Below are 23,845 nucleotides of genomic sequence, written 5' to 3' on the forward strand. Positions count from 1 at the left end.
CGACTAGCGCTCCACCAAGGCGGCGGGAATCGCGGCCGGGCCGGCGTCGCGATAGGCGTCGCGCAACAGCTCCTGGAAGTGATGCACGGCGTTTTCGCGCAAGGGGTTCAAGCGTCCGGCCACGTACGAGGCCGAAGCCAGCCCGCGTTGCACATCGGCGCAGATGGTCAGGTCTTCCAATTGCACTTCGTCGCTGAACTCCAGGTCGGCCTCGCGGCGCGTGCGCGCTTCGAGCGAGTCGTCGGGGGTGTAGTAGAAATCGAACTCGACCCGGCAACGGTCGACGCCGATCGGCACCACCCGGTTGGTCTGCAGCCGCCCCGGCAGGATGTTGAGCATGGTGTTCGGCCACAGCCAGTAGTACAGCGCGTCGCCGCTGCCGTACAGGCCGTCGCCGCTTTCCAGCGGGCTCCATTGGTAGGAATACCAGCGCGCGGTTTCGGTGATGTAGCTGCGGTAATCCAGCAGGCGATTGAGGCTGGGATGGATGTGCGGAACGTGGTAACCCTCGAGGTAGTTGTCGACGTAGACCTTCCAGTTGCAGGCGACGTCGTAACCGACCCGGTGATGGTGGCGGTAGTGTTCGAGCCCGCGCTCGGCGCCGATGCGCGCATCGATGCCGGCGACGGCCTCGTCGAAGTCGAGGCGGGGGTTCGAGGCCGCGAACACCAGCCCTTGCCAGACCCGCACCTGCAACTGCGGCAGGCGGATCTGCGCCGGATCGAAGTCGGGCGCCTGCGCCATCTCCGGCGCCGAGCGCAGCACGCCGTCGAGGCCATAGGTCCAGCCGTGATAGCGGCAACGCAGCGAACGCGCGGCGAGGCCGTCGCAACTCGCGATCGGCCCGGCGCGGTGCCGGCAGACGTTGTGGAAGACGCGGATCTCGCCGTCGGCGCCGCGCACCGCGATCACCGGCAGCCCGGCGAAGTCGGCGACGACGTGGTCGCCGGCGTCGCGCAACTGGCAGACATGGGCGATCAATTGCCAGGCCGGGTCGAAGATGGTGGCGCGGTCGCGCGCGGCCATGGCCGGTTCGACGTAGTAGCGTGCGGGCAGGGCGGTGGCGTGGCTGAGCGCCTGCGGGGCGAGATCGGCAGCGGCGGCGACGTTGGCGGCGGGCTCGGTCATGGCCCGAGTATCGCGCCGCAGCGGGGCCGCGCCTAGGTCCCACAGGCAGGGCCGGTCATCGCTGCCGTATCCGCAGCGCAGGGCCGGTTCGCCGGCATTTTTCGGGCCGATGCGGCGCGGCGCGACCGGGGCGCGACCGGGGCCCGCGCCGACCACCCCGGCTCGTGGCTATACTCGGCCCCTATCTCCATGCAGCAAAGGAATGCCATGAATCAGCCCGTCATCCCCGATGTAGCCCTGGTCGACAACACCGAGCAGCGCACCCCGCTGGTGTTGGTGCTCGACTGCTCCGGCAGCATGCTCGGCGAGCCGGTGCGGCAATTGAACGAAGGCCTGAAGCTGCTGGAACAAGAGCTCAAGTCCGACGTGATCGCGGCCAAGCGCGTGCGCGTGCTGGTGGTGCGCTACGGCGGTTTCGACACCGCCGAGGTGGTCGGCGACTGGTGCGATGCGATGGATTTCACCGCGCCGACCCTGGAAGCCGAAGGCACCACGCCGACCGGCCGCGCCATCGAACTGGCCCTGGCCGAAGTCGAGAACGAAAAGCAGCGCTTCAAGCAGGCCGGCATCGCCTACACCCGGCCGTGGCTGTTCCTGATGTCGGACGGTTCGCCGACCGATGCCTGGGAAACCGCGGCCAAGCATGCGCGCGACGCCGAGCAGGCGAACAAGGTCGCGATCTTTCCGATCGCGGTCGGCGAAGGTTCGCAGGACAAGGTCATGGCCCAGTTCAGCAGCAAGGGCGCGGCCGGCGTGAAGCGGCTGCAGGGCCTGCAGTTCCGCGAATTGTTCCTGTGGCTCAGCGCGAGCATGCAGGTGGTGTCGCAGTCGCGGCCGGGCGGTCAGGCGCAGTTGCCCTCGACCGACACCTGGTCGTCGGTGCCGACCTGAGCGGCGGGTCCCGGGCCATGGGTTGGCGGATCTATGCGGCATCGGCCACCGGAAAATCGCATCTCGACAAAGGCATTCCCTGCCAGGACGCGTTCGCTTTCCATGCCGACGGCGACGTCCTGGTGGCGGTGGTCTGCGACGGCGCCGGTTCGGCGGCGTCGAGCGATGTCGGTTCGCGCCGGACCGCCGACACGGTGGTGCGCAGCCTGGCCGCGGCCTGGGCGCAACAGGGCGATGCGTCGGCGGCAAGCGAGCGGACGGTGTTCGACATGGCGGCTGCGGCGGTGCTCGACGCGCGCGCGGCGTTGAGCGCCGTGGCCGGCGCAGCGCAGGCGGAGTTGTCGAGCTATGCCGCGACCCTGGTCGGTTTCGTCGGCGATGCGGATCGCGGCTGGTTCTTCCATATCGGCGACGGCCTCGGCGTGGCCGAAGCGGGCGATGCGCAGGCGCATGCCGCGCGCGTGTCGGCGCCGGAGAACGGCGAGTACGCCAACGAAACCTATTTCGTCACCGGCGAGGCCTGGCGCGAGCATCTGCGCGTGCTGGCGGTGCCGTATCCGGTCTCGCGCTTGAGCCTGATGTCCGACGGCGCGATGCCGTTCGCGATGGAAAAGGGCAATGCCGCGTTGTACCGGCCTTTCATCGATCCGGTCGCGGGCTATCTGGCCTCGGTCGACGAAGACGCCGGCAGCCGCGCCTTGTTCGGTACCCTCGACGACCCGCGCACGCACGGCATCACCTCCGACGACAAGACCCTGTTGATCGCCTTGCGGGCCTGATGCGGGCGCCATGACTCTGCATAGCGGCAGCAGCATCCGGATCGGGCCTCGGCGCTCGAAGCTGGGCGCGCTGATCAAGAGCGGGGGCGCGGGCAGCGTGTATCTGTTGCCCGACGACGCCCACAGCGTCGCCAAGATCTATCACGAGCGCGTCGACCCGCCGAGCTATACCGACCGCATCGAGGCGATGCTGGAGCTGCGTCCGCACCTGCCGGACCAGGTCGAAGGCGGCAAGCGCTACGTCCAGATCGCCTGGCCGCATGCGGTGGTGCGCGACGAACGCGGCCGCTTCGCCGGCTTCACCATGCCGGCGCTCGACGTGAAGTCGACCTCCGAACTCGAACAAGTGCTGCAGGAACGACAAGCGCGCGCGGCCGGGCTGCCGGTCGGGCTCGGCGCGAAAGTCACCCTCGCCGCCAACCTCAGCGCGGTGCTCGCCGCGCTGCACGCACAGCATCACTACGTGGTCGACCTGAAGCCGGTCAACCTGCGTTTCTATCGCGCATCGCTGTACATCGCCTTGCTCGACTGCGACGGTTTCAGCATTCAGGGCCAGGGCAAGCGCTTTTCCGCGCCGCAAGTCACCCCGGATTATCTCGCCCCGGAATTCCAGGTACGCAAGCTCGGCCCGGCCGGCGAGGAAACCCAGGATCGCTTCGCCCTGGCCGTGGTCGTGTTCCAGTTGTTGAACTTCGGTATCCATCCCTACAGCGGCCGGCCGGCCTCCGATCGCGTGCCCACCGATATTCCGGCGCGCATCCGCGAGCGTTATTACGCCTACGGCCTGCGCGCCCACCGGATGATGACGCCCAGCCCGGTCAGCGCGCATGCGGCGATTCCGCCGGAGCTGCGCCAGTTGTTCGACCGCGCTTTCGGCAAAGACGGCGAGGAGCGGCCGAGCGCGTCCGAATGGAGCCGCGCGCTGCGCAGTTATGCGCAACCCTCGAGCGGGCGCCTGGTCGTGTGCGCGCGCAATCGCGAGCATCAGCACTATGCCAGCCAGTCGTGTGCGTCCTGCGTGCGCGCCGATTTGATCGCCAAAACCGCGCGCGACGCCAAGCCGCGGCCGAAACCGAATCCGCGGCCCGAACCGATGCACGGTCGCCGTGGCCCGGTGTCGGCGGTGACGGCGGCGCAGATGGCGCAGATGCAGGCGCAACTCACCCGCATGCAGGCGCAGACCACGCAAGCGGTGGCGCAGGCGCAACGGCCCGGGTGGAGACGCGGAACCGGCGCGCCGGCCGCTAGCAGCCTTTGGTCGTCGCGAATCGGCATGGCGGTGCGTGTCGGCATGGCGGTGGCGCTGCCCTGGTCGTTCGCCCGGATCGCTCAGTTCGTGCAGGGTTTGTACGCGCAGTTGCTGCCGAGGTCGGGCGCGGCGGCGCTCGACGGTTGGATGAACGCGATCCTGATGACCCTGCTCGGCGTCGGTTTCCTGGCCGCCTGCGGCATGTTCATGCTGGTCCTGCCTAGGATGCTCAAGAACCGATGAGCCGGCCGAAGCCCCTGCAGCGCTTCCGTTATACCCGCATGGCCTGGGGCAAGCTCGCTGTGCTGCTGTTCTTCACCTTGATCCTGCTGGCGCCGTTCACCGGCTGGTTGATGTCCCTGCCGTTGTGGGCGATGGACGTGGCCGGGCATTGGGTATCCTCGCCGCTGCACAGCCGCGACGAGCGCTGGTTCAACCTCGCCCTGCTGATGGCGGCGGTGCCCAGTCTGATCGCGCTGCTGATGCGCTCGATCGAGCATGACGACCGCGAACTGCGCATCGGCGTGGTGGTGGCGGCTTTTGCGGTGGCCGCGATCCTGTTCGCGCCGGCGCGCAACGCGCAGCGGTTGCCCGACGATACGATCGTCGGCGTGCCCGAGGTAGTGCCCGAGTCGGGGGAAGAGCGCGCGGCGATGGCCGATGCGCTGGCGTCGCCGGCGCGCCCGGCGGCGGTGCCGCCGCAGCGGTCCGCACACGAACGCGAGGCCGAGATCGATGCGCTGATCCGTGGCGCGGCGAGCAGCGCCGTGCACGGCGATCCCTTTTATCGCCAGCAGCTCGCGATGATCGCGGTGCAGGCGCAGGGATCGAACGCGCAGCGCGATGGCGGCCGCTACGACGGCGCGATGCAGCTGTATCGCGAAGCCTCGGCGGAGTTGCGGCCGGGTGCTGGCGCGGAGCGCCTCGCGGCGATCGAGCAGTATTTGTCCGCGGCGTTGGCGGCCGATCCTTCGCGTGCATTGCCGCCGCGCGAGCTCGGCACCTGGCGGCTCGGCGCCTTCATGCACGGCCTGGGCCGGCATGGCGCCGGCGCCGAGCGGCCGCTCGACATCGTCGACGCCGAAAGCCTGCGCCGTTGGCACGATGCGGCGCGGACGAATTTCCTGCAGGCCTTGCGCATCAACCCGACCTTCGACGGCGCCTGGCGCGGTCTGGCCTGGACCTGGGTCTACGATCAGCCGGACCTCGCCTTGGGCGCGTTGATGATCGAAGCCGAGCAAGCCGGCCGTGCCGGCGCTGCGCGCGCGGTGCGCGAGCGCATCGACGCCGCCGGCGGCGCCGAGGCCGCGCCGCGTTTCCAGATCCTGCAGGCGCGCGCGCAGGAGGTGGCGATGGAACTGCATGGGTTGTCGATCCCGGCCGCGGTGCGGGTGATGGCGCGCCGGCCGCTGCCGCCGCTGCCGCCGGCAGTGGCGGCCATGCAGAAGATGGTCGGCACCGGCGTGGCTGTCGAGCCCGCGTCCGACGATCTGTCGACGATTCCGCGCTTGTCGGATGCCCTGGACGCAGTCGCCTTTCGCGGTGCGAAGCCCGCGCCGAGCGCGACCGCGCTATTGGCCGGCCCCTGGCGTCGCGGCGCCCTGGTCGTCGCCGACCCGTTCGACCTCAGCCGCTGGCGCGCGCGCGTCGGCGTCGCCGGACAAAAATCCTTCGATGCCCGCATCGCCGGTTGGCCGCGCTATCGCATCGCGCGCGGTTTCGATCTTCCGCGCGGGCTGGACCGCGCCGCGCCGGCGATCCTGGTATTGCCGGTGATGATCGAACATCCGCGCGGCGACCTCGGCAATCTCGTGTTGCTCGACGCTTCCAATGGCGCCTGCTCGGGCCGCTACTGCGGCTGGGTCTTGCGCGGCCCCTGAGGTTTCGCGTCGTCGCCGCAGCGACGACGCGCTCGCGGCCGCGCGACCGCGGGCCACGAAGCGATGCCGGGCGAACCCGCATCGCTTCGCTGCCGCTCAGGCGTTGGGCAACTCGGCGATGGTCACGCCGATGATCAGCGGCACCTCCGAGGTGGTGGTGCCGGTGAAACTCAACGTCGCCGGGTCGGCCTTCCAGCCGGCGCGCGCGCTGCCGCCTTCGGCTTCGAGGGTGAAGGGGCCGATGCGCAGGCCGGTGGCGAACTTGAAGATGTTGGCGAAGCGGCGGAAGGTCGAGGTGGTGGTGCGGATGCTGAAGCTGGGCTTGTAGCCGACCACCATGCCGCTCTTGACCAGGCCGAAGAAGCCTTTTTCGCCGAACACCGCCTGGCCGCGTTCGTCGCCGAACGGGCTGTAGCCGTGGACGAAGGGGCCGTCGATCATGCTGCGTGCGAACTCGCCGTCGTACCAGCCGCCCGGGGCGATGCCGACGTGGCCGATCGCCTGGAAATCCAGCGACAGTTCGAGTTGGTTGTCGAATTCGAATTCGTCGATGCGCTCCCAGCGGCCGTTGATGCGCACCTGCCAGAACAACTGGCGGATCTTGCCTTGGCGCCCGGCCCAACTGCGGCCGAAGTCGTACGGCGTTTCGCGGTTGCTGAAACCGACGGTGGCGCCGGCCGGGCCTGCGCCAGCCTGGACCTGCGCGACCCAGGCGCTGGCGTCGTGCTCGACCCGCCAGTCGGGGACCTTGGCCATCTTGATCAGGTTGAGGTCGGCCAGGCGCACCTGGAAGTCGTCGTTGCCGCAGCGGCGCTGGGCTGCGCCGAGTTCGTCGGCGTCGCACTGCGCGACCAGCGCCGAGTAATGCGCCTGCGCCTGGTTCATTGCGGTCTCGGCGGCGACGATGCGGGCCTGGTAGCCGCGACCGCCGCTGCGGCCCAACCACTCGGTGAAGCAGGGCTCGTTGTCGGCGACTTGGTTGGCGTAGGCCGAGGCGGCCGAGGTCGTGGCCAGGGTGTAGTGATTGGTGGCCACGACCAGTTCATCGTCGGCGTCGTGCAGATGCTGGCGCAGGCTCGGGTATTCGGTCGCGGCCGGGATCACGTTGAGAAACTGTTGATAGGCCTGGTGCACCGGGTCGCCGCTGGAGACATAGGCGCCGATCGCGCTCCACTGCGGCGCGGTCGAACAGAAGTCGTGCTGGGCGGCGCTGATGAAACCGGCCTGGGTCAGCGGCCAGTCCCAGCGCGTCGACGGATAGACCAGTTGGAAGTCGTCCGCGGAGACGTCGATCGAATCGGTCAGCGCCCGGTACAACAGCCCCCAGGGCTTGTCGTCGAAATCGTTGTTGGCGGCCAGGCCGGCATCGAGGCGGGCGAGTTCGAGCAGGCGCCGGTCCTGGGCGCCGTGGCGGAACTGCGAGAGCGGGCCGATGTCGTCCTGCGAGTCGAGCGTGTCGCCGCCGTCGCCGGAGAAGGTGTAGGGATAGTCGGACTCGGACATGGCCGGGCTCCTGCGAATCCGCCGGGGCGGTTCGTGCCGGACACCGTGCGCCGGCCGGCGCATCGGTCCCGGCGGCGGCACGTGGCGGTCCGGGTCGGCGCAGGTTCCTCGCCACGGCTTCGGCCTGCCTTACGGCAATCTTACGGTCGGTTTTTCCTCGTTCGATCAATGCCTTGGGGCGAGCTTTCCGGCCTGCGAAACGGCCGGCGGGCGGTGCCGAGAGGCCGGATCGGCGGCCATTCGGGTGGGGGATGGCCGCTTTGCGGCGGGGGCGACGTGGAGCGGCGAGGCCCGGCCGGCGCCGAGTGCGGCGGCTATCAGCCCGTCGTTCCCGTGAAGGCGGGCTCCGCTGTTCTTCGGCGATAGCCGAGTACCCCGGGTCTTGAGTCGGCCGCTGGACGACAGCGCCCGTATCGAAGCCGAGCGGGAGACGAACGACGTCGTCGAACCAGCGACACCGCAGCGGCCGTCGGGTGCCGGCCGCCATGGTGTCCAGGTCCCGGCGACCACCGGGCCGCAGCACAGGCGCAGTACGAGCGCAGTGCCGGCGACGGCCCTGCGCTCGGCCGCGGCCGGAGCGGCCGCGACCGGTCGCGTCGCAGCCGCTCGGCTCTGATAGGTCCGGCTCTGATCGGTCCGGCTCTGATTGGGTCGAATCTGATTGGGTCGAATCTGATTGGATCAGCGCTTGCGCTTGCTGCCCTGCGGGGTGATTTCCGGATCGTTGCCGACCTGCGGGTCGCAGGCGACCAGGTTGCCGCGCTTGTGGTCGCGCACCAGCACCGAGAAGAAGATCAGGGTCTGGGTGTCGTTGCGGTTCATCATGCTGGCGCTGCGTCCGTCGGCGGCGACCTTGACGTCGTAGATCTGGTCCTTGGCGTCGGAGTTCAGTACGCCCTCGATCTTGAGGTGCTTGGACACTTCCTTCTCGAGACGGTAGGTGATCTTGACCGGGCTCTGGTCCTTGCCGACCGTGACCACGTCCGGCGAGAAGCTGTAGAAGTACTTGCCTTGCCCGGCATTGCCGCCGAATACGACATGAGCGACGGTCAGCTCGATGTCCAGGGTGGCCGGCTTGGTCTTGCTCTTGTTGGCTTTCTGAGTCATTGCAGGATTTCCTGAGGGGTGGGTGCAGCGTAGAAGGCGATGAAGTCGGGATGGCGATAGCCGCGGCCGCGCAGCCATTCGATCTGATGCGCGACCTCGGCGCGGGCGCCGAGGTGAACCTGGGTGCGGACCCAACTGTCGAGCAGGACCCGGTCGCGCGACGCCGGCGCGCTCGCGGCGAGCAATCCGCGCACGCGCTGCCAGTCGGCCACGGCGCGTTCGCGTTGGCCGGCCGCGGCCAGGCGCTCGCCGCGCGAGACCAGGGCACGCGCCAGGGTCGACAGACTCGCGGCGTCGCTGGTACCCGAGTGCAGGGCTTCCAGATCGGCCACGGCCCGGTCGATCTGCGCCGGCCACGGTGTGGTTGCGGCAGCGCTCTCGACCTGGGCCAGGCGCAAGCGCACGACCGCATCGAGCCGCCGCCATTCGGGCAACGATTGCGCTTGGGCGAGCAGGGGCGCCAAGGTGGTCTGCGCCTCGCGCAACTGCTGCATCGCCTGGGGACGCACCTCGCGCAACGCGGCGACCCAGCCGGCATGGGCATAGGCGTGGGCGAGGTCGCGCCGCCAGGTGCGGTTGTCGGGTTGTTGTTCGACCAATAGCCGCAACAGCGACAGGGTTTCCTCGGCGTCGCGCGCGGCCTCGTCGAGACGGCCGCGGTCGAGCGACAGGATCGAGCTGCGCAGCAGCGCGGTCGCGAGCTTGCGTCGCCAGGCGTTGGCATCGGGCTCGTTGGCGACCAGTTCGCGCAGCATCCCGGTTTGCAGGGCATAGCCGGACGCGGCGGCATCCAGCTCGCCGCGCGACTCCTGCGCGGTGCTGAGCCAGGACAGGCTGTCGACCAGTTCGTAACGCAGCGACTTGTCGTCGGGCTTGCGCGCGAGCAGTTCGCGCTTGATCGCGACCGAACGCGCGAACAGCCCGGCGGCTTCGTCGGTGCGCTGGCGGCTGTTGGCGAGAGTGCCGAGATTGTTCAGCGCATACGACAGTTCAAGCTGCCAGCGCGGATCGGCCGGCGCGCGCGCGACCAGTCGCTCGGACGAGCGCAGATAGTCGAGCCAATGCGCATGCGCCGTGTCCATGCGTTTCTGGCGGAATTCGTAATAGCCCTGCCAGTAAGCGACGGTGCCGGATTCGGCCAGGGCCTCCAGCGAATCGGGCGTCTCGCGGCGCGCCCGCGCCACCGCTTCGGCGGCCCGCGCGAACGCCGCCTGCGCTTCCACGAAACGGGCCTGGTTCATCAGCACTTCGCCGACCGTACGCAGGGCGCGCGCATGGTTGACCAGTTCGCGCGGCTGCATGTCGGCTTCCGGCATGCGCTCCAGATAGGTCAGGGCCTGGCTGCCGACGCTGTCGAGCAGTTGCAGGTTGCCGATCGGGCGCAGTTGTTCGGCGAGGTCGCCGAGCATGAAGCCGACCAGTTGCTGGGCCTGGTCGCGGCGTTGTTCGGCCTCGCGTCGCGCCTGCAGCGCCTGCAGGCCCAGGCCGACCGAGACCAGGGTCAATGCGGCCAGCGCGCCGATCGCGCCGACCCGCAGCCACTGCTTGCGTCGTTGCTGGCGTTCGCTGGCGCGCAGGAATTCGAGGTCGGCCGCGGCCAGGTCGGCCGGCAGGCGGCGCGCGGCTTCGCGCGCTTCGGCCAGCGGCCGGCCTGGATTGAGCAGATGATCGGAGCGGCGGCCTTCGCCGGCCCAGCGCCGCGCCGCGCGTTGCAGGCGCTCGCGTGCCTGCAGCAATTGGCGATTGTCGCCGGCCCATTCGCGCGCGCGCGGCCATTGCCGCAACAGCGCTTCGTGGGCGACGCCGAAGCCGGGTTCGCCGCCGCTGAGTTCGCCGACGAACAGCCGCGCGCGCACGAAAGCCTCGGCCAGTTCGCGTGCCGCGGCGTCGTCGAGCGCCGACCACAGCACCCGCCGCGCGGTGATCGCGTCGCTGTCGGGGCGGATCACGATCAAGGCCGCGAGCACCCGTTCCAGACTGGCCTGTGCGGGCGCCGGCAAGGCGGCGAAGACCTGTTCGGCGCGATGCGCCAGGGCGCCCTCCAGCCCGCCGAGTTCGCGGTAGGTGCGCAGGCTCAGCACGCCGCCTTCGTCCTGGCGTTCGTACAAGGCCTGCAGCGTGTGTTGCAGCAGCGGCAACGAATCCGGGTGCTGGGCGGCGGCGTCGCGCAGCACGTCGTCGAGCCGGATCGAGCTTTCCGGGTCTTCCTCGAAGCTCAGGCCGGCCAGCGCGGCCGGGGCGCGGATGATCTGGCCGATCTCGCCCAGGCGCGGGGTCAGCAGGTCGATGTGGCCATCGCCGGCCTTGAGTTCGGCCAGGCCGGGCACCGCTTCGATCAGGCGCGGATAAAAATCGCTGCGGGTGATCGCGATCGCGGCGACGTGCCGGCAGCCGCACAGCGCCGCCATCGCCGCGCCGAAATCGCTGCGGTCGCGGGCGTCGATGGCGGGTTCGGCGACGACCGCCTCGCTGTGGTCGATCACCAGCAACAGATGGGCGCGTTCGGCGCGGTGCCCGGTCAGGCGCAGGAAGGCGTCTTCGATACGCGCGTGGAGCTGTTCCGGCGCGGCGCGCAATTGCTGCTCCAGCGCTTCGATTTCGGTTTCCAGGAACACCGGCCGGGCCAGCAGCGACCAGCCGCACAAGGCCTGCGCCAAGCGTGCGAGCAGGTCGCCGCCGCGGCAGGCGCCGAGGTCGAAATAGACGCTGCTGAGCGCGTGCAGACCGTCGAAGCCGCCGTCCTGCTGCAACAAGGGCATGACCCCGGCGCGCAGCAGCGAAGTCTTGCCGCAACCGCTGGCGCCGGAGACCAGGACGAAGCGGCGCTGGCTGTCGAGTTGTTCGCGCAAGGTCGCCAGCAACTCGGCGGTGGCGCGGCCGCGGCCGAAGAACACGCCGGCGTGGGCGTGGTCGAACGAACGCAGGCCCACGTAGGGGCTGCCCTCGGTCCACGCCGCCGCGCGCGGCAGGCCGCTGCGGTAGTCGTCGGGGAAGCTGACCCGCGCGGCCAGGCGATAGCCGCGCTTGCGGATGGTTTCGATGTAGTCGGGTTCGCGGCTGCGGTCGCCGAGCCGGCGTCGCAACTGGGCGATGGTCTTGTGGACCGGGTTGTCGCCATAGAAGGTGCCGCGCCAGATCTCGATCAGCAGTTGCTCGGCGCTGATGACTTCGCCGGCGCGCTCGGCCAGCGCCACCAGCACTTCCATCATGCGCGGCTCGAGCGCGGTGGTGACGCCATCGCGGACGATCGCCAGACGATCGGGCTGTACCAGCAGCGCGCCGATGCGGAACTGCGATACGGCGGCCAGGTTCTTGATCCGGTCGATGCGTTGATGCATCGCAGGGCACGCTCGTGAGATTGGGTCGGTCGATGTCCGGGGCCAGAAGCGCATGAAGGCTTCATGCGTGCCCCGTCATCCGTAACGACCGCTGCAGCGAGCCGGCGTAACAGGCGAAAGGCCGCCGCGTCGTCGCGCCCCATCGCGACGTCGGGCAGGGAGGTGAATCCTTGCGCAAGCCGACAAAGTGTCACACATCCGTGTACACCGGATCACTCATTTCGGTGACGCAGTGCCGGGTTCGCAGCATCGGAGGTCGAGCTGGCCGGGACCTAAGCGGTTTTACGTAACGTGCGCGCGCGTTCGGCGGCAGGGTGAGGGCAGACCGGTCGTCGCGACCGTTGCCGGTTGGGTTTTGCCGCGAGTGGAGAATAAAAAAAGCCGGCCGGGGGCCACCCCCCGCGGCCGGCAGACGCTTGCGGCCGAGGGGGATCAGCCGCAGCAATAGCAGACCAGCGGACGACCCGGGCCGCCGGGGCCGAGTTCGCCGCCGAATTCCGGGCATTCGCTGCGACACGCGAACGAATTGCACGATTCCGATTGGGCCGGTGCGGCGCCATTGCCGGCGATCACCTGGAAGGCGCCGAAGCCCATCGCCGCGGAGAACAACAGGGCGGCGAGGACGACACGGACACCACGATTGCGCTTGTTCATTACTGAGCTCCTGTCGATGTTCGCCGCGCCCTCTCCCAAGACCGCGGCGGATACGCCGGAGCCCGGCACGATGCCGGTCCGGCCGAGAGACGCGGCCAACGCTGCGTCGTGGGCGGATGCCAGGGCACCCGCGGCAGCGTCGAATCCCTCGACGCCGCATGGTTCATCGCGGCACCGCCGCAGAGGCGACCGCGGCCTGCACGGCGGCACGCGCCGGCGGCGCCGGCCGCACCGCATGCAGCAGTTCCTGCAGAGTCTGTTTGCTGTTGATCGCGCCGACGTGCTGGTAACGGACCCGCCCGTCGCGGCCGATCACCAGCAGCGACGGCACCTTGCGCGCGCGGAACAGCGCCGAGGTGCGGCGGTCGTCGTGGGCGATCAAGGGAAAGTCGAGTCCGTGCTCGCGGGCGTAGCGGCGGGTCTGTTCGGGCGAGGCGAAGGCCACGCCGATCAGCTCTGCGCCGCCGCCGGAGGCGTCGCGCAATTGCGAGGCCGCGAGTTTCAGCTGCGGCAGCGAGGCGCGGCAATGCGGGCAGGTGGTGGTGAAGAAGAACACCACCTGGCTGTCGCCGAGCGGCTGGCCGAGCTCGCGGCTGCGTCCGTCCAGCGACTGCAGGGCGACGCGCGGCACGTACATGCCGACATAGGGTTGGGTGACGCGATCGACCAGCCATTGCTGATCGTTGCGCAAGCGCCCGACTTGCGAGCCGAGCGCGACGACGAGCGCGGTGGCGACGAGCAGCGCGGCCCAGAGCACGCGCTGACCGGACCGCGAGGCCGATGTTTCGATGTCGGGTGGCGACGACATGTCACGACCCTAACAGCGAGTGTCAACGCCGAACTTGACGAGGCTCACAATGGCGATGCGCGTATGACGCAGCTGTTTCAAGAGCAGGAGCGGCGCAAGCCGCGACCTGCTTCGGGACGGGACGAGCCTGCCTGCAAGCGGTCGCCGCTCGCGCCGCTGCTACCCTGAGGATGCGAGCGTTCGGTCAGCTCGCGCACTCCTGCGCGCGCAGCGGCGCCAGCGGGCGCTGACGCAAGGCCTGGGCCACGGCGACGCCGAGCAGGGTCAGCACGCCGCCGATCCAGTGATAGGCCTGCAGCGGTTCGCCGAGGAAGGCCACCGCGAACACCGCGGTGAACACCGGGGTCAGATTCATCAGCACCGAGGTCTTGTCGGCGCCCAGGCGCAGCAGGCCGTGCATCCAGAACCACGGCGCTACGGTCGAGGCGAGCAGGCCGGCGTACAGCACCAACGGCAGGTTCTGCGCGGTCAGCGCCACCGACGGCGCCAGCAGGAAGCCCGGCAGCAACAACACGCAGCCGCACAGGACCTGCAGGTACAGCGATTCGCCGTTCGGGATCGGCAGCGCCCAGCGCTTCACCAGCACGCCGTACAGCGCATACGAAGACGCCGCCAGCAGCATCATCAGCTCGCCGCGGCCGAGGCCTTGCTGCAGCAATCGCGCCGGGTGCCCGCCGCTGAGCAGCCAGCTCAGGCCGGCGAAGGAGATCGCCGCGCCGATCAACATGCCCGGCGACGGCCGGGTCTTCAGCACGAGCATGCCGATCACCATCGTCATCGGCGGGATCGCGGCGACGATCAGGCCCATCGACATGGCGCTGACGCTGTGCGCGGCGAAGTAGGCCAGCGACTGGTACATGACCATGCCGAGTGCGGCCAGCACGATCAGCTTGCGCCAGTGCGGCCGCACCTGCGCGCGCAGCTTCCACACGCGCGGCAGCATGAAGGGTGTGAGCACGAGCAGGGCGACCAGCCAGCGGTAGAACGAGATCGCCGCCGGTTCGATGGCATCGGCGGACAGCTTGCTGACGATCGTGTTGCCGGCCCAGATCAGCGTGGCCAGGATCGGCAGTAACAAATGCATTGCGGCGGTTCCGTACAACGTGGGGCAGCTCATTCTAGAATGTCTGGTAATCGACAGATGTCGATAACCAGACAGGTCGTAGCGAGGCCCGGACAAGATGCGCAGCAGCCGCCGTTTCCATTACCCCTACCGCTCGCTGCCGGGGCCGCTGCTGCTGCGCTACGAGGCGCTGGCGGTCGACACCGAAAGCGCCTTGCATCAGCATCCCTGGGGCCAGTTGGCCTTCGTCGAGTCCGGCAGCATGGCCTTCCTGATCGAGGAGCAGCCGTTCTTCGCGCCGCCCGGCTACGCGGTGTGGATCCCGCCGAAGATGGACCACAGCTCGCACAACCGGCGCGAGGTGCAGTGCCGGCTGATCAACATCGCCGAGCGCTACACGCCGATGCTGCCGAAGGCGCCGGGCATCGTGCGCCTGCACCCTTTGTTCATCGCCGGGGTCGAGGACTTGTTCGACCGTGGCATCGAAGTGCCCGACACTCCGGCCGACCGGCGTTTGGCGCGGGTCTTGATCGACAAACTATTGGCCACGCCGATGCTGTCGCGGTTCGTGCCGCAGAGCGAAGACCGTTTGCTGGGGCCGATCCTGGACGCCTTGCAACATCACCCCGGCGACAACACCACCCTGGAGCAGTGGGCGCAGCGCGTGCATACCACCGAGCGCACCCTGAGCCGGCGTTGCCGCGACGAACTCGGCATGTCCTTCAGCCAATGGCGCCAACGCCTGCGTTTCCAGCAGTCGATCCCGCTGCTGGAACAAGGCCGTAGCGTGCAGCAGGTGGCGGTGGCGATGGGCTATGCCAGCGCCTCGGCCTTCATCGCCATGTTCCAGCAGTTCAGCGGCACCACGCCGCAGAAGTTCCGGCGTTGAGGGACGAGCCGCGGGCTTCGAGGGCAGGAGCGGCGCGAGCCGCGACCGCGACCTCGCAACAACGGCGTAGGCACCGATTCCCGATCGAGGCTTGCGACCGAGGGAAATCCGGTGGACCTCATCCGCTGCACCTCAATCCTGCAAAGGCTACGGCGCGGCTTTCGCGGCGCTCTGCGCCGCCACCTTCGTGCGCACCTCTTCCAGCATCGCGTCCAGCGCCTTGCGATCGTGGACCTTGCCGCGCAGCACGAAGGTATCGATGCGCCGCGTGGCGGCGATGTCGCGCAGCGGGTCGGCATCGAGCAGGACGATGTCGGCCGCTTTGCCGGCGGCGAGACGGCCGTGCAAGCGTTCCTGGCCCAGGAAGCGGGCGCCGTTGATGGTCGCCGCCTGCAGCGCCTGCAGCGGGGTCAGGCCATTGTCGACGAAGCGCTGCAACTCGTCGTGCAGGCCGATGCCCGGGTAGTTGAAGGAATTGAGGAAGCCCGCGTCGGTGCCGGCGAGAATCGAGACCCCCGAGGACTGCAGCAGGGGCAGGATCGCGGCGCTGCGTTCGTAACGTTGGTGGCGGCGCTCGATCGCCGCGGCATCGTCCTTGGCCGCGCGTTCGACGCGCCAGGCATAGGTCGCCTGCAGGCCCGGGCCGATGTAGCGCAGATAGGCATCGCCGCGGTGGTCGTCGCGGTCCAGGTAGGTGGTGACGAAGCTGCCGTTGAGGGTCGGGGTGACCGCGGTGCCGCGCTTCGCCAGGCGGCGATAGGCGGCGCGCGCGGTGTCTTCGTCGAAGCTGGCCTGGATCCGGTTCCAGCCTTCGCGGCTGTCGATCTCGCCGCGCGCGACCATCGCGCCGATCTCGGCCTCCTGCGGCGAGCCGGCCTTGTAGGCGTAGTCGATGTGTTCGATCGAACTGAGCCCGGCCGCGCTGACCGCATCGATGGTCAGGTTGAACGGAACGTGCGCCGAGGCGCGCAGACCACGCGCATGGGCCTGCTTCAACGCATCGAGGAATAAATCGGGCGACAAGGTGTTGTCGGTGATCTTGACGAAATCGACCTTCCAGCCTTGCAGCCGGTCGAGCGCCTTGGCGATCTCCGCGGCGTTGCCGACTTCGATGTCGCCGGGCCAGATCGACTTGTAGCCCTCCAGTTTCGGGCCCGAGGTGAAGATGGTCGGGCCGTCGAGGCGGCCGGCGGCGATCGCGTCGCGCCACTCGAACACGCTCGGGCTGAGGTCGCCGGCGGCGTCGCGCACCGCGGCGATGCCATGGGCGACGTACAGCGGCAGCAGGTTCTTGTTCTCTTCGATCAGCTTGTCGCCGCCGCCGAAATGGACGTGCATGTCCCACAACGCCGGGATCGCGTATTTGCCCTCGGCCTCGACGCTCTGCCCGGCTTCATAGCGCTTGGCTTTGGCGTCGTCGACGATGGCGACGATGCGCTCGCCGCGCACGGCGATGGCCTGGTCGGCGCGGGTCTTGCCGTCGACGACGTCGATCACGTTGGCATGCCGGATCAGCAGGTCGACGCGTTCGGCGGCGGAAGCGGAAGACGACAGGGCGAACAACACGGCAGCGGACAGACGGATCGACGGGGTCATGCGGAGCTCCGGAAGCGCGGTCGCCGCAACGGCGACCAGGACGGCGAGCGGCGCAAGCGCGAACGCCGGCGTCGTCGGCATTGTGCCCGAGGGCGACATCGCTTCGGCTTCGCGATCTCAGACCGAATGCCATTCCGCCAGACCCGGCCATGTCCATAATGACCGCGATCCGCCGCCCGGCGCCGCCACGGAAGCCAGGCCGCTTGCGGCCGCCCATGCTCGGGCCGCCTGCGGCCGCCAGTGACCGTGCCGCCTGCGGCCGCCGATGCCCAGGCCGCCTGCGGCCGCCAATGCCCTGCGGAGGGGCTGCATGAGGAAAGTGAAAAGACTGGCGACGCCGCCGTCGTTGCGCCGGCCGGAGTTGCTGGACTGGGCCCGCGAAATCACGGCGTTCTACAGCCGGCCCGTCGAAGAACGCCAACGCCAGCGCGCGCCGTTCGAGCGCTACGAGCCGTTGTTCCTGGGCGAGGACGTGTTCGCCGCCCTGGACGCGCAGTTCAAGAGCAAATGCGCGTACTGCGAATCCGGCCTGCAGTTGCACGAAAGCCGCATCGACCCGTTCCGTCCGATCCTGGCCGCGGCCGATCCGCGTACGCGCGAGGAAAGCCCCGACCACTACGGCTGGCTGGCGTTCGAGTGGCGCAACCTGATGTACGCCTGCGAAGAATGCGTCTCGGCCAAGCGCAATCAGTTCCCGGTCGACACGCCGCGCGCCTTGCCGATGACGGCCTGGCGCCAGACGGTGGCGAGCGAGAGCGCGTTGCTGATCGATCCCTGCCGCGACGACCCCGCGCGCCATCTGGCGTTCCTGCCCGACGGTCGGTTGGCCGGCAAGACCGACAAGGGCGAGGCGAGCATCGAGGTAGTGAACCTCAACCGTCCGCGCCTGGTGGAGGCGCGCCGCCGGTGGATCTTCGATCTGCTGACCACGATTCACCAGGCGATCGATCCGGAGGCCGAATCGATCACGATCGGATTGATCGACGAGCTGGACAACCTCTGGCATAGCGGCGCGATCCGCTCCGCGCTCGATACCGTGGCCAAGGAGACCGCCCGGCGGGCCGGGCTCAAGCCGATCGTCGGCTTCCGCCCGTCGCGCGATATCCCGCGCTTGACCGGGCACCACGAAGTCTGGGACCGGGTCGGGTCCGAATATTTGGCGGGCACGCTGAACGCATCGGCATGGTTCGCATCCGAAACCTCGTCGGCCTCGCTGCGCGAATACCGCGAATTGAAGCCGAGGTTCGACACGGCGCGCGTCGAGCGCGTGCGTATCTTCAACTTCAAGGCCATCGAGAACGTGGAGTTGGAGTTCGCCGGCGCGCACGCTTCCGACGGTGTCTCCGGCGTGATGCTGCTCGGCGAGAACGCGGCCGGCAAGAGCACGGTCCTGCAGGCGCTGGCCCTGGCCTTGATGGACGATCGCCTGCGCACCGGCAGCAAGGCCGAGGGCAACGATTTCCTGCCGCGCGGGCGCGAGTCGTGGGACGTCCTGACCGACCGGCCCTACGTCGAAGTGCTGATGTCGACGGGCGACAGCAGGCGGGTGGAGATCGATTCGCTCGGCCGCGTCGAGGCGTATTCGCATTCGATGCCGTCGATGGTCCTGGCCTATGGCGCGCGACGTTTCTTCAAGGCGCATGCCGATATCCCCCGCAACGCGTTCAATCGCAGCCTGTTCGATCCGTTGGCGATGCTGGAAGACCCGTCGCCGTGGCTGATCGATGCCACGGACCAGGATTTCAATGCCGTCGCCCGGGCCATGCGCGAGATCTTCGCGTTGCATGACGACGACGATATCTTCCGCATCGCCGGCGGCCATGTGATGGTGCGCGCCCACGGCCGGGTCACCCCGATCGAACGCATGAGCGATGGCTACCGTTCCTTGTTCGCGATGGCCGTGGACATCATGCGGCGCATGGTCGAGGCCTGGGGCAACCTGGAGTACGCGCAGGGCATCGTCCTGATCGACGAGATCGACGTGCACCTGCATCCGCGTTGGAAGATCGAGGTGATGTCGGCGCTGCGACGGGCGATGCCGAAGGTACAGTTCATCGTCACCGCGCACGACGCGCTGTGCCTGCGCGGTATGCGCGATGGCGAGGTGCACGTGCTGTACCGCGATCGGTACGACCGTATTCGGCCGCGTGAGGATCTGCCGAACATCGAGCTGTTGCGCAGCGACCAGTTGCTGACCTCGGATTTGTTCGGCCTGGCCAGCACCGCGCGGCCGCAGACCGACGCCGCACTGAATCGCTACGCCTATCTGCTCGGCAAGCCCGAACTCGCCGCCGGCGAGCGACACGAACGCGACGCTCTGGCCGGGCAGCTGGCGGGATTGCCGCTCGGCGACACGCCGGTCGAGCAACTCGTCGGCGAGGCGACCCAGCGTTATTTGAGCGATCGGCGCCGACGCGCAGGCAGCGATCGCGCCGCGATGCGCGAGGACGCGCTCGAGGAGATCGTCGCCATGCTCGCGACGAACGCCGCGATCGGGGACGACGAATGAGGTTCGTGGATCGCAAGTCGGTGCCTGCACCGGCGTCCCTCGTCGATAAGGATGGGGCGGGTGCGCGCGAGCTGGCGAAGGCCACGAAGCACTATCTGGACCCGAAGGCCGAGACCTACGGGTTCAAGGCTTATAAGCGCCCCGACGTCAAACAATCCCTGCGCGACTTGTTCAAGAAGAAATGCGCGTACTGCGAGTCCTTCCACGAATCGACCTCGTCGGCCGACATCGAGCATTACCGTCCCAAGGCGAGCGTCGACGGCGAGCCCGGCCATCGTGGTTACTGGTGGCTCGCGGCCGATTGGAACAATCTGCTGCGCAGTTGCATCGGCTGCAATCGCATCGAAGGCCATCGCGTCGCGGCGGCGGGCATGACCGCCGGGCAACTCGCCGCGCAGAAGGTCCAGAGCGTGGGCAAGGGCGATGCGTTTCCGGTCCTGGCGGCGCGCGCGTTCGAGCCGGACGACGACTGCGATGGCGAAGATCCGTTGCTGATCGACCCGACCCGGCGCGACCCGGGGCCGCATCTGGCCTGGCATACCCGGAACGATCTGTCCCTGCTGAGTCCAGGCTTCCAGGGCGCCGTCGCCGATGCCTACGGCGAACACACGATCCGCATCATGGCGCTCAATCGCCAGGCTCTGGTCGAGGCGCGGACCCGTCATCTGCAGCGTCTGAACGACTTGCTGTTCGACATCGAGGAGGCCCTAGCCGAGGCCGCGGTCGCCGTTCCCGCGCAGCGTGCCAGGCCGTTGCGCCGGGTCGCCCGCAAACGCGCACAGCTGCACGCGATGGCCGATGCGGGCGAAGAGTTCACGGCGATGACGCGGGCCTTTGTTACTGCCGCCGAGCGCGATCTGCTGGCGCGTTATCGCCAATGGCTCGAGGCCAAGGCAGAACCGGCCGACGCGGTCGGCGCCTAGCGGACGCGCAGACAAAGAAAAACCGGCCGGAGCCGGTTCTTCTTTTATTGTCGGACGCGACGATCCGGCGTGCGCTTACCCTTGAACCGGCTTGGCGGGCTTCGCCGCTGCCGGCTTGGTGGCGGGAGCGGCCGGTGCGGGCGCGCCCGCCGCCGAAGCCTGCCAACCGCAGCTCTGGCCTTCGTTCTGCTGCTTCAGCCAGGTCTGCAGCGGAGCGAAGTATTCGAGCACCGCCGAGGCGTCCATCTTCTCGCCACCGGTCAGCTCCTTCATGGTTTGTTGCCACGGCTGGCTGGCGCCCTTGCTCAGCATCGCCTGGAACTTCGCGCCGGCGGCCTTGTTGCCGTAGAAGCTGCACTCGTACAGCGGGCCCTTGAAGCCGGCCGCGTCGCACAGCGACTTGTAGAACTGGAACTGCAGCACGTGCGAGAGGAAGTAGCGCGTGTACGGCGTATTGCCCGGCACGTGGTACTTGGCGCCGGCATCGAAGAACTCTTCGCCGCGCGCCTCGACCGGGGCCACGCCCTGGTACTTGGCCTTCAGTTCCCACCAGGCCTTGTTGTATTCGCCCGGCTTGATCGAGCCGTCGAACACGCCCCAGCGCCAGCGGTCGATCATCAGGCCGAACGGCAGGAACGAGACCTTGGCCAGGGCCATGCGCATCTGCGCGTTGATCAGCGCCTCGTTGCTCTGTTGTTGGCTGCCGACCAGGCCGATCGACTGCAGATACTTCGGCGTCATCGCCAGCACGATGGTGTCGCCGATGGCCTCGTGGAAACCGTCGTGCGCACCGGTCTGGAACAGCGGCGGCTGGTTGTTGTAGGCCAGGTAGTAATAGACGTGGCCGAGCTCGTGGTAGATCGTGGTGAAGTCTTCTTCGTTCGGCTTGATGCACATCTTCGTGCGCACGTCGCCGCCCATGTTCATGTCCCAGGCGCTGGCGTGGCAGACCACGTCGCGGTCGCGTGGCTTGATGAACTGGGTCTTGGTCCAATAGCTGTCGGGCAGCTTGGGCATGCCGAGCGAGACGTAGAAGTCCTGCGCGCGTTCGGTCATCTGCTTGGCGTTGGCCAGGTTGGCGTCGACTTCGATCTGCGCCTGTTCGTCGGCGGCGCGGTCGCCCGGGTTCTTCGCCGTCTGCAGATCGAAGTTGTGCTGGTACTGGCGTGCGAGCGCGCCGTTGATGTCGAGGCTGCCGGCCTGTTGTTCGGAATACGGCGCCAGCACGTCCCACATGTTGCCCCAGTCCTGCTGCCACATATTGCCGAGCAGGTGCGCCGGCAGCATGCCGCCGGTGGTCTCGCCCTTGTCGGCGCCGTACTTGGCTTCCAGGCGCGAGCGGGTGTAGCAGTGCAACTGTTCGTACAGCGGCTTGACCTGGCCCCACAGGCGATCGGTCTCGGCGGCGAGCTCGACCGGGCTCATGTCGTAGCCCGAGCGCCACAGTTCGCCGGTGTCGGCATAGCCGAGGTTGCGCGCGCCTTCGTTGACCAGTTCGACGAAGCGCGTGTAGTCCTTGCGCATCGGCTTGGAGATGGTGTGCCAGCCCTTCCAGGCATCGAGCTGAGCGTCGTAGTCGCGGCTGTTGCGCAGCACGTCTTCGAGATCGCCGAGCTGGCGGCAATCGGTGTCGCCGGTGCCGCTGCAATAGGTGCCCGAGCCGTACATGCCTTCCATGCGCGTGGCGATCTGGGTCAGTTCGGCGAGCTTGGCCGGGTCTTTCGGCGCCGGCATCGAGGTGCCGATCTTCAGCAACTGGATCGCGCGCGCGCTGGCGGGCGACATCTGCTGGCCTTCGAATTTCTTCGACTGTTCGATCCAGCTGTTGAGCTGGGTCAGGTAGCGCTCGTTGGCCTTGGCCGAGAGCAACTGGCTGTCGTCGTTGATATAGGTCGAGGACAACCACTGTGCCGAGGTCATCTCCGGATACATCTTCTTGTATTCGTCGTTGACGCGGGCGATGAACTGGTCGGCCGTCTCGCCTTCGGGCGCGGCGGGGGCCGTGGTGCTGGAGGAGGGGGTCGGGTCCTTCTTGCATCCGGCCAAGCCGATCACGGCCGCAGCGATGCCGAGCGCCAACAAGGCGCGAACATGTTTCATGTGTGCTCTCTCCAGGAAGTGCCGCGCTGTGCGCGCGAGCCAGAAGGCTAGAGGCCGGGTCGGTCCGGCGCAAGCCGGCCGTCGCCGGGCCGCGGCGACCGCTCGGCGGGAGGCCGGGGACGGAGCCGGCTGGAATGAGGTTCTGCGCACATTCGGCACATTCGGCTGACTGAAAACGTTTACGCGGCAGCCTGTTCAGGTCCGATCTTTGACCTATTCAGGCGATTCAGCGAGATCGACATCGCGAAATGTGCTTCCGATAAAGTTATTTTTTCGTTACGTGTAAACGCTTAGATTGTTAAATTTTCGGTATTCATTTATGGCCATGCAACGCAGGCCCGATTTGTGACGATTCTGTTCAGATTTCGAGACGGCGTTTCCTGGCCAGCTTTCAACCCATGTCACAAAAAGGGATTTGATTTGTGACACGAAAACGGAAAAAGTGACGCCCAGCGGCAGCCGTTCATCGGCCAAGCTTGGGATGGGTGGATCCCATGGGGAATCGTTTTGGCTTCAACAGGAATGGCATGAAACACACGATGAGCTCTTCCGACGACAGGCGGTACCGGCCGCTGGCAACGAACTCGTTGCGCAGCAGGCGCGAAGGCGGCGAATGCTTGTTCACGGCCGATTTGAGCTGGGCGCGCGAAGAAGCGCCGATCGAGGCGCCCCACGGCAGCCTCAATCTGAGGCGCCTCGCCATGGCCGCCCTGTTGGCGCTGGCGGTGGTGGGCATCGTAATGATGAATGGGCCGGCCGATGCCGGTCCCGTCCGGCGCGCCGAATCGGCGCTGCCGGCACCGGTCAGCGAAGCCGAACCCGTGGCGGTCGACGCCGCGCGGACCGCGCAGATTTCGCCGGTCGCGTTCTGAGAACGCGGCCGGCAGGCACTCGGTGGGGGTAAGCGCCTGGAAGGCGCAGTCAGGGGAAGGGAAGCTGTAAGAAGACGGAAAGGGTTATGGGGATAGCCCGATCTGCACGGTTTGAATGGCGTCGGCGCCAGGGAGGGCGTCGGTGGCCGCTCGTTGCGACCAAGGTACGAGCAGACGCGGCAGCGCCGATGTCGCCCATCGAAGCGGCGTGCTTTCGCGGGGTAGGAGCGACGCAAGTCGCGACCAAGGGACGCGCAGAAGCGATAGCGCCGATGTCGCTCATCGAAGCGGCGTGCTTTCGCGAGGGTAGGAGCGGCGCAAGCCGCGACCGCGCTGCGTCGGGTCTTGCGGCGTTTCTCTCAAGGAAGATCAGGATCAAACGCCAAAAGCTTCCGCCACTAAAGCGGCGGGTTACTTTCTTTTGTCTAAGCAACAAAAGAAAGCTAAGGCGGAGTCAACATCCAAGTGCATCACCCCACCGCAAGCACGTCCTCAATAGAGAAGTTCACCGGCCGCCTGTAAAGCTTCTCCAGAAACACCTCCGCCGGCATACGGA

Annotated in this window: 17 protein-coding genes; 8 read left to right on the plus strand and 9 right to left on the minus strand. The window is 68.0% G+C overall.

Annotated features, from left to right (window positions below; all coding sequences use genetic code 11):
• Window positions 1-3: 3 nt before the first annotated feature.
• A complete protein-coding gene (locus ACTOWK_RS22355; protein ID WP_441332284.1) occupies window positions 4-1,128 on the minus strand; it encodes an aromatic ring-hydroxylating oxygenase subunit alpha in 1,125 nt (374 codons plus the stop codon).
• Window positions 1,129-1,335: 207 nt separating this feature from the next.
• Here ACTOWK_RS22355 and ACTOWK_RS22360 point away from each other — a divergent pair, with 207 nt between their 5' ends.
• The 4 genes from ACTOWK_RS22360 to ACTOWK_RS22375 are packed head-to-tail and all read left to right on the plus strand — an operon-like array spanning window position 1,336 to window position 5,927.
• Window positions 1,336-2,019 (plus strand): vWA domain-containing protein, encoded by a 684-nt coding sequence (locus ACTOWK_RS22360; protein ID WP_441332285.1) that lies wholly within the window; start codon window positions 1,336-1,338, stop codon window positions 2,017-2,019.
• Between the two features lie 17 nt (window positions 2,020-2,036).
• On the plus strand, window positions 2,037-2,798 hold the full coding sequence (locus ACTOWK_RS22365; RefSeq protein WP_441332286.1) for a PP2C family serine/threonine-protein phosphatase: 762 nt from the start codon (window positions 2,037-2,039) through the stop codon (window positions 2,796-2,798).
• A 10-nt stretch (window positions 2,799-2,808) separates the two neighbouring features.
• Window positions 2,809-4,290 carry a protein kinase domain-containing protein gene (locus tag ACTOWK_RS22370; RefSeq protein WP_441332287.1) on the plus strand — a complete coding sequence of 494 codons (1,482 nt, stop codon included), beginning with the start codon at window positions 2,809-2,811 and terminating at the stop codon, window positions 4,288-4,290.
• On the plus strand, window positions 4,287-5,927 hold the full coding sequence (locus tag ACTOWK_RS22375; RefSeq protein ID WP_441332288.1) for a hypothetical protein: 1,641 nt from the start codon (window positions 4,287-4,289) through the stop codon (window positions 5,925-5,927). Before ACTOWK_RS22370 ends, ACTOWK_RS22375 begins: the two co-directional genes overlap by 4 nt.
• A 96-nt stretch (window positions 5,928-6,023) precedes the next feature.
• On the opposite strand, the gene ACTOWK_RS22380 is transcribed toward ACTOWK_RS22375, so the two are convergent.
• From ACTOWK_RS22380 to ACTOWK_RS22405, 6 genes are all read right to left on the minus strand, one after another.
• Window positions 6,024-7,430, minus strand: coding sequence for a hypothetical protein (locus ACTOWK_RS22380; protein WP_441332289.1), 1,407 nt, complete (start codon window positions 7,428-7,430; stop codon window positions 6,024-6,026).
• 681 nt (window positions 7,431-8,111) lie between these two features.
• Window positions 8,112-8,537 carry a hypothetical protein gene (locus ACTOWK_RS22385; protein WP_441332290.1) on the minus strand — a complete coding sequence of 142 codons (426 nt, stop codon included), beginning with the start codon at window positions 8,535-8,537 and terminating at the stop codon, window positions 8,112-8,114.
• The gene (locus ACTOWK_RS22390) at window positions 8,534-11,875 is read right to left on the minus strand and encodes an nSTAND1 domain-containing NTPase (protein WP_441332291.1); all 3,342 of its coding nucleotides are present in this window, start codon (window positions 11,873-11,875) and stop codon (window positions 8,534-8,536) included. The genes ACTOWK_RS22385 and ACTOWK_RS22390 overlap by 4 nt, the downstream gene beginning before the upstream one ends.
• A 432-nt stretch (window positions 11,876-12,307) precedes the next feature.
• Complete coding sequence (locus ACTOWK_RS22395) at window positions 12,308-12,529, minus strand: hypothetical protein (protein WP_441332292.1); 222 nt, start codon at window positions 12,527-12,529, stop codon at window positions 12,308-12,310.
• A gap of 163 nt (window positions 12,530-12,692) precedes the next feature.
• Window positions 12,693-13,337: a peroxiredoxin family protein gene (locus ACTOWK_RS22400; RefSeq protein ID WP_441332293.1), complete on the minus strand. Its 645-nt coding sequence runs from the start codon at window positions 13,335-13,337 to the stop codon at window positions 12,693-12,695.
• Window positions 13,338-13,521: 184 nt separating this feature from the next.
• Entirely contained in the window at window positions 13,522-14,421 is a 900-nt protein-coding gene (locus ACTOWK_RS22405; protein WP_441332294.1) for a DMT family transporter, read from the minus strand.
• A gap of 97 nt (window positions 14,422-14,518) precedes the next feature.
• On the opposite strand from ACTOWK_RS22405, the gene ACTOWK_RS22410 reads away from it, so the two are divergent.
• Window positions 14,519-15,289, plus strand: coding sequence for a helix-turn-helix domain-containing protein (locus ACTOWK_RS22410; protein WP_441332295.1), 771 nt, complete (start codon window positions 14,519-14,521; stop codon window positions 15,287-15,289).
• A gap of 147 nt (window positions 15,290-15,436) precedes the next feature.
• On the opposite strand, the gene ACTOWK_RS22415 is transcribed toward ACTOWK_RS22410, so the two are convergent.
• Window positions 15,437-16,885, minus strand: a complete 1,449-nt coding sequence (locus tag ACTOWK_RS22415; protein ID WP_441332296.1) for an amidohydrolase family protein — start codon at window positions 16,883-16,885, stop codon at window positions 15,437-15,439.
• 310 nt (window positions 16,886-17,195) lie between these two features.
• Between ACTOWK_RS22415 and ACTOWK_RS22420 the strand changes: the two genes are divergently transcribed.
• On the plus strand, window positions 17,196-19,394 hold the full coding sequence (locus ACTOWK_RS22420) for an AAA family ATPase (RefSeq protein ID WP_441332297.1): 2,199 nt from the start codon (window positions 17,196-17,198) through the stop codon (window positions 19,392-19,394).
• Window positions 19,395-19,399: 5 nt separating this feature from the next.
• Window positions 19,400-20,317: a hypothetical protein gene (locus ACTOWK_RS22425; RefSeq protein WP_441332298.1), complete on the plus strand. Its 918-nt coding sequence runs from the start codon at window positions 19,400-19,402 to the stop codon at window positions 20,315-20,317.
• A 75-nt stretch (window positions 20,318-20,392) separates the two neighbouring features.
• Here ACTOWK_RS22425 and ACTOWK_RS22430 read toward each other — a convergent pair whose 3' ends face one another.
• A complete protein-coding gene (locus ACTOWK_RS22430; protein WP_441332299.1) occupies window positions 20,393-22,417 on the minus strand; it encodes a M2 family metallopeptidase in 2,025 nt (674 codons plus the stop codon).
• 485 nt (window positions 22,418-22,902) lie between these two features.
• Here ACTOWK_RS22430 and ACTOWK_RS22435 point away from each other — a divergent pair, with 485 nt between their 5' ends.
• The gene (locus tag ACTOWK_RS22435; protein WP_441332300.1) at window positions 22,903-23,289 is read left to right on the plus strand and encodes a hypothetical protein; all 387 of its coding nucleotides are present in this window, start codon (window positions 22,903-22,905) and stop codon (window positions 23,287-23,289) included.
• Window positions 23,290-23,845: the final 556 nt, after the last annotated feature.

The sequence above is a fragment of the Lysobacter sp. CA196 genome (assembly GCF_052078695.1).
Lineage (GTDB): Bacteria > Pseudomonadota > Gammaproteobacteria > Xanthomonadales > Xanthomonadaceae > Lysobacter.

What these genes read in the sequence shown, in the direction of transcription:
- ACTOWK_RS22355 (WP_441332284.1), bottom strand. Translation starts at nt 1,128, where the DNA reads ATGACCGAGCCCGCCGCCAACGTCGCCGCCGCTGCCGATCTCGCCCCG.
- ACTOWK_RS22360 (WP_441332285.1), top strand. Translation starts at nt 1,336, where the DNA reads ATGAATCAGCCCGTCATCCCCGATGTAGCCCTGGTCGACAACACCGAG.
- ACTOWK_RS22365 (WP_441332286.1), top strand. Translation starts at nt 2,037, where the DNA reads ATGGGTTGGCGGATCTATGCGGCATCGGCCACCGGAAAATCGCATCTC.
- ACTOWK_RS22370 (WP_441332287.1), top strand. Translation starts at nt 2,809, where the DNA reads ATGACTCTGCATAGCGGCAGCAGCATCCGGATCGGGCCTCGGCGCTCG.
- ACTOWK_RS22375 (WP_441332288.1), top strand. Translation starts at nt 4,287, where the DNA reads ATGAGCCGGCCGAAGCCCCTGCAGCGCTTCCGTTATACCCGCATGGCC.
- ACTOWK_RS22380 (WP_441332289.1), bottom strand. Translation starts at nt 7,430, where the DNA reads ATGTCCGAGTCCGACTATCCCTACACCTTCTCCGGCGACGGCGGCGAC.
- ACTOWK_RS22385 (WP_441332290.1), bottom strand. Translation starts at nt 8,537, where the DNA reads ATGACTCAGAAAGCCAACAAGAGCAAGACCAAGCCGGCCACCCTGGAC.
- ACTOWK_RS22390 (WP_441332291.1), bottom strand. Translation starts at nt 11,875, where the DNA reads ATGCATCAACGCATCGACCGGATCAAGAACCTGGCCGCCGTATCGCAG.
- ACTOWK_RS22395 (WP_441332292.1), bottom strand. Translation starts at nt 12,529, where the DNA reads ATGAACAAGCGCAATCGTGGTGTCCGTGTCGTCCTCGCCGCCCTGTTG.
- ACTOWK_RS22400 (WP_441332293.1), bottom strand. Translation starts at nt 13,337, where the DNA reads ATGTCGTCGCCACCCGACATCGAAACATCGGCCTCGCGGTCCGGTCAG.
- ACTOWK_RS22405 (WP_441332294.1), bottom strand. Translation starts at nt 14,421, where the DNA reads ATGCATTTGTTACTGCCGATCCTGGCCACGCTGATCTGGGCCGGCAAC.
- ACTOWK_RS22410 (WP_441332295.1), top strand. Translation starts at nt 14,519, where the DNA reads ATGCGCAGCAGCCGCCGTTTCCATTACCCCTACCGCTCGCTGCCGGGG.
- ACTOWK_RS22415 (WP_441332296.1), bottom strand. Translation starts at nt 16,885, where the DNA reads ATGACCCCGTCGATCCGTCTGTCCGCTGCCGTGTTGTTCGCCCTGTCG.
- ACTOWK_RS22420 (WP_441332297.1), top strand. Translation starts at nt 17,196, where the DNA reads ATGAGGAAAGTGAAAAGACTGGCGACGCCGCCGTCGTTGCGCCGGCCG.
- ACTOWK_RS22430 (WP_441332299.1), bottom strand. Translation starts at nt 22,417, where the DNA reads ATGAAACATGTTCGCGCCTTGTTGGCGCTCGGCATCGCTGCGGCCGTG.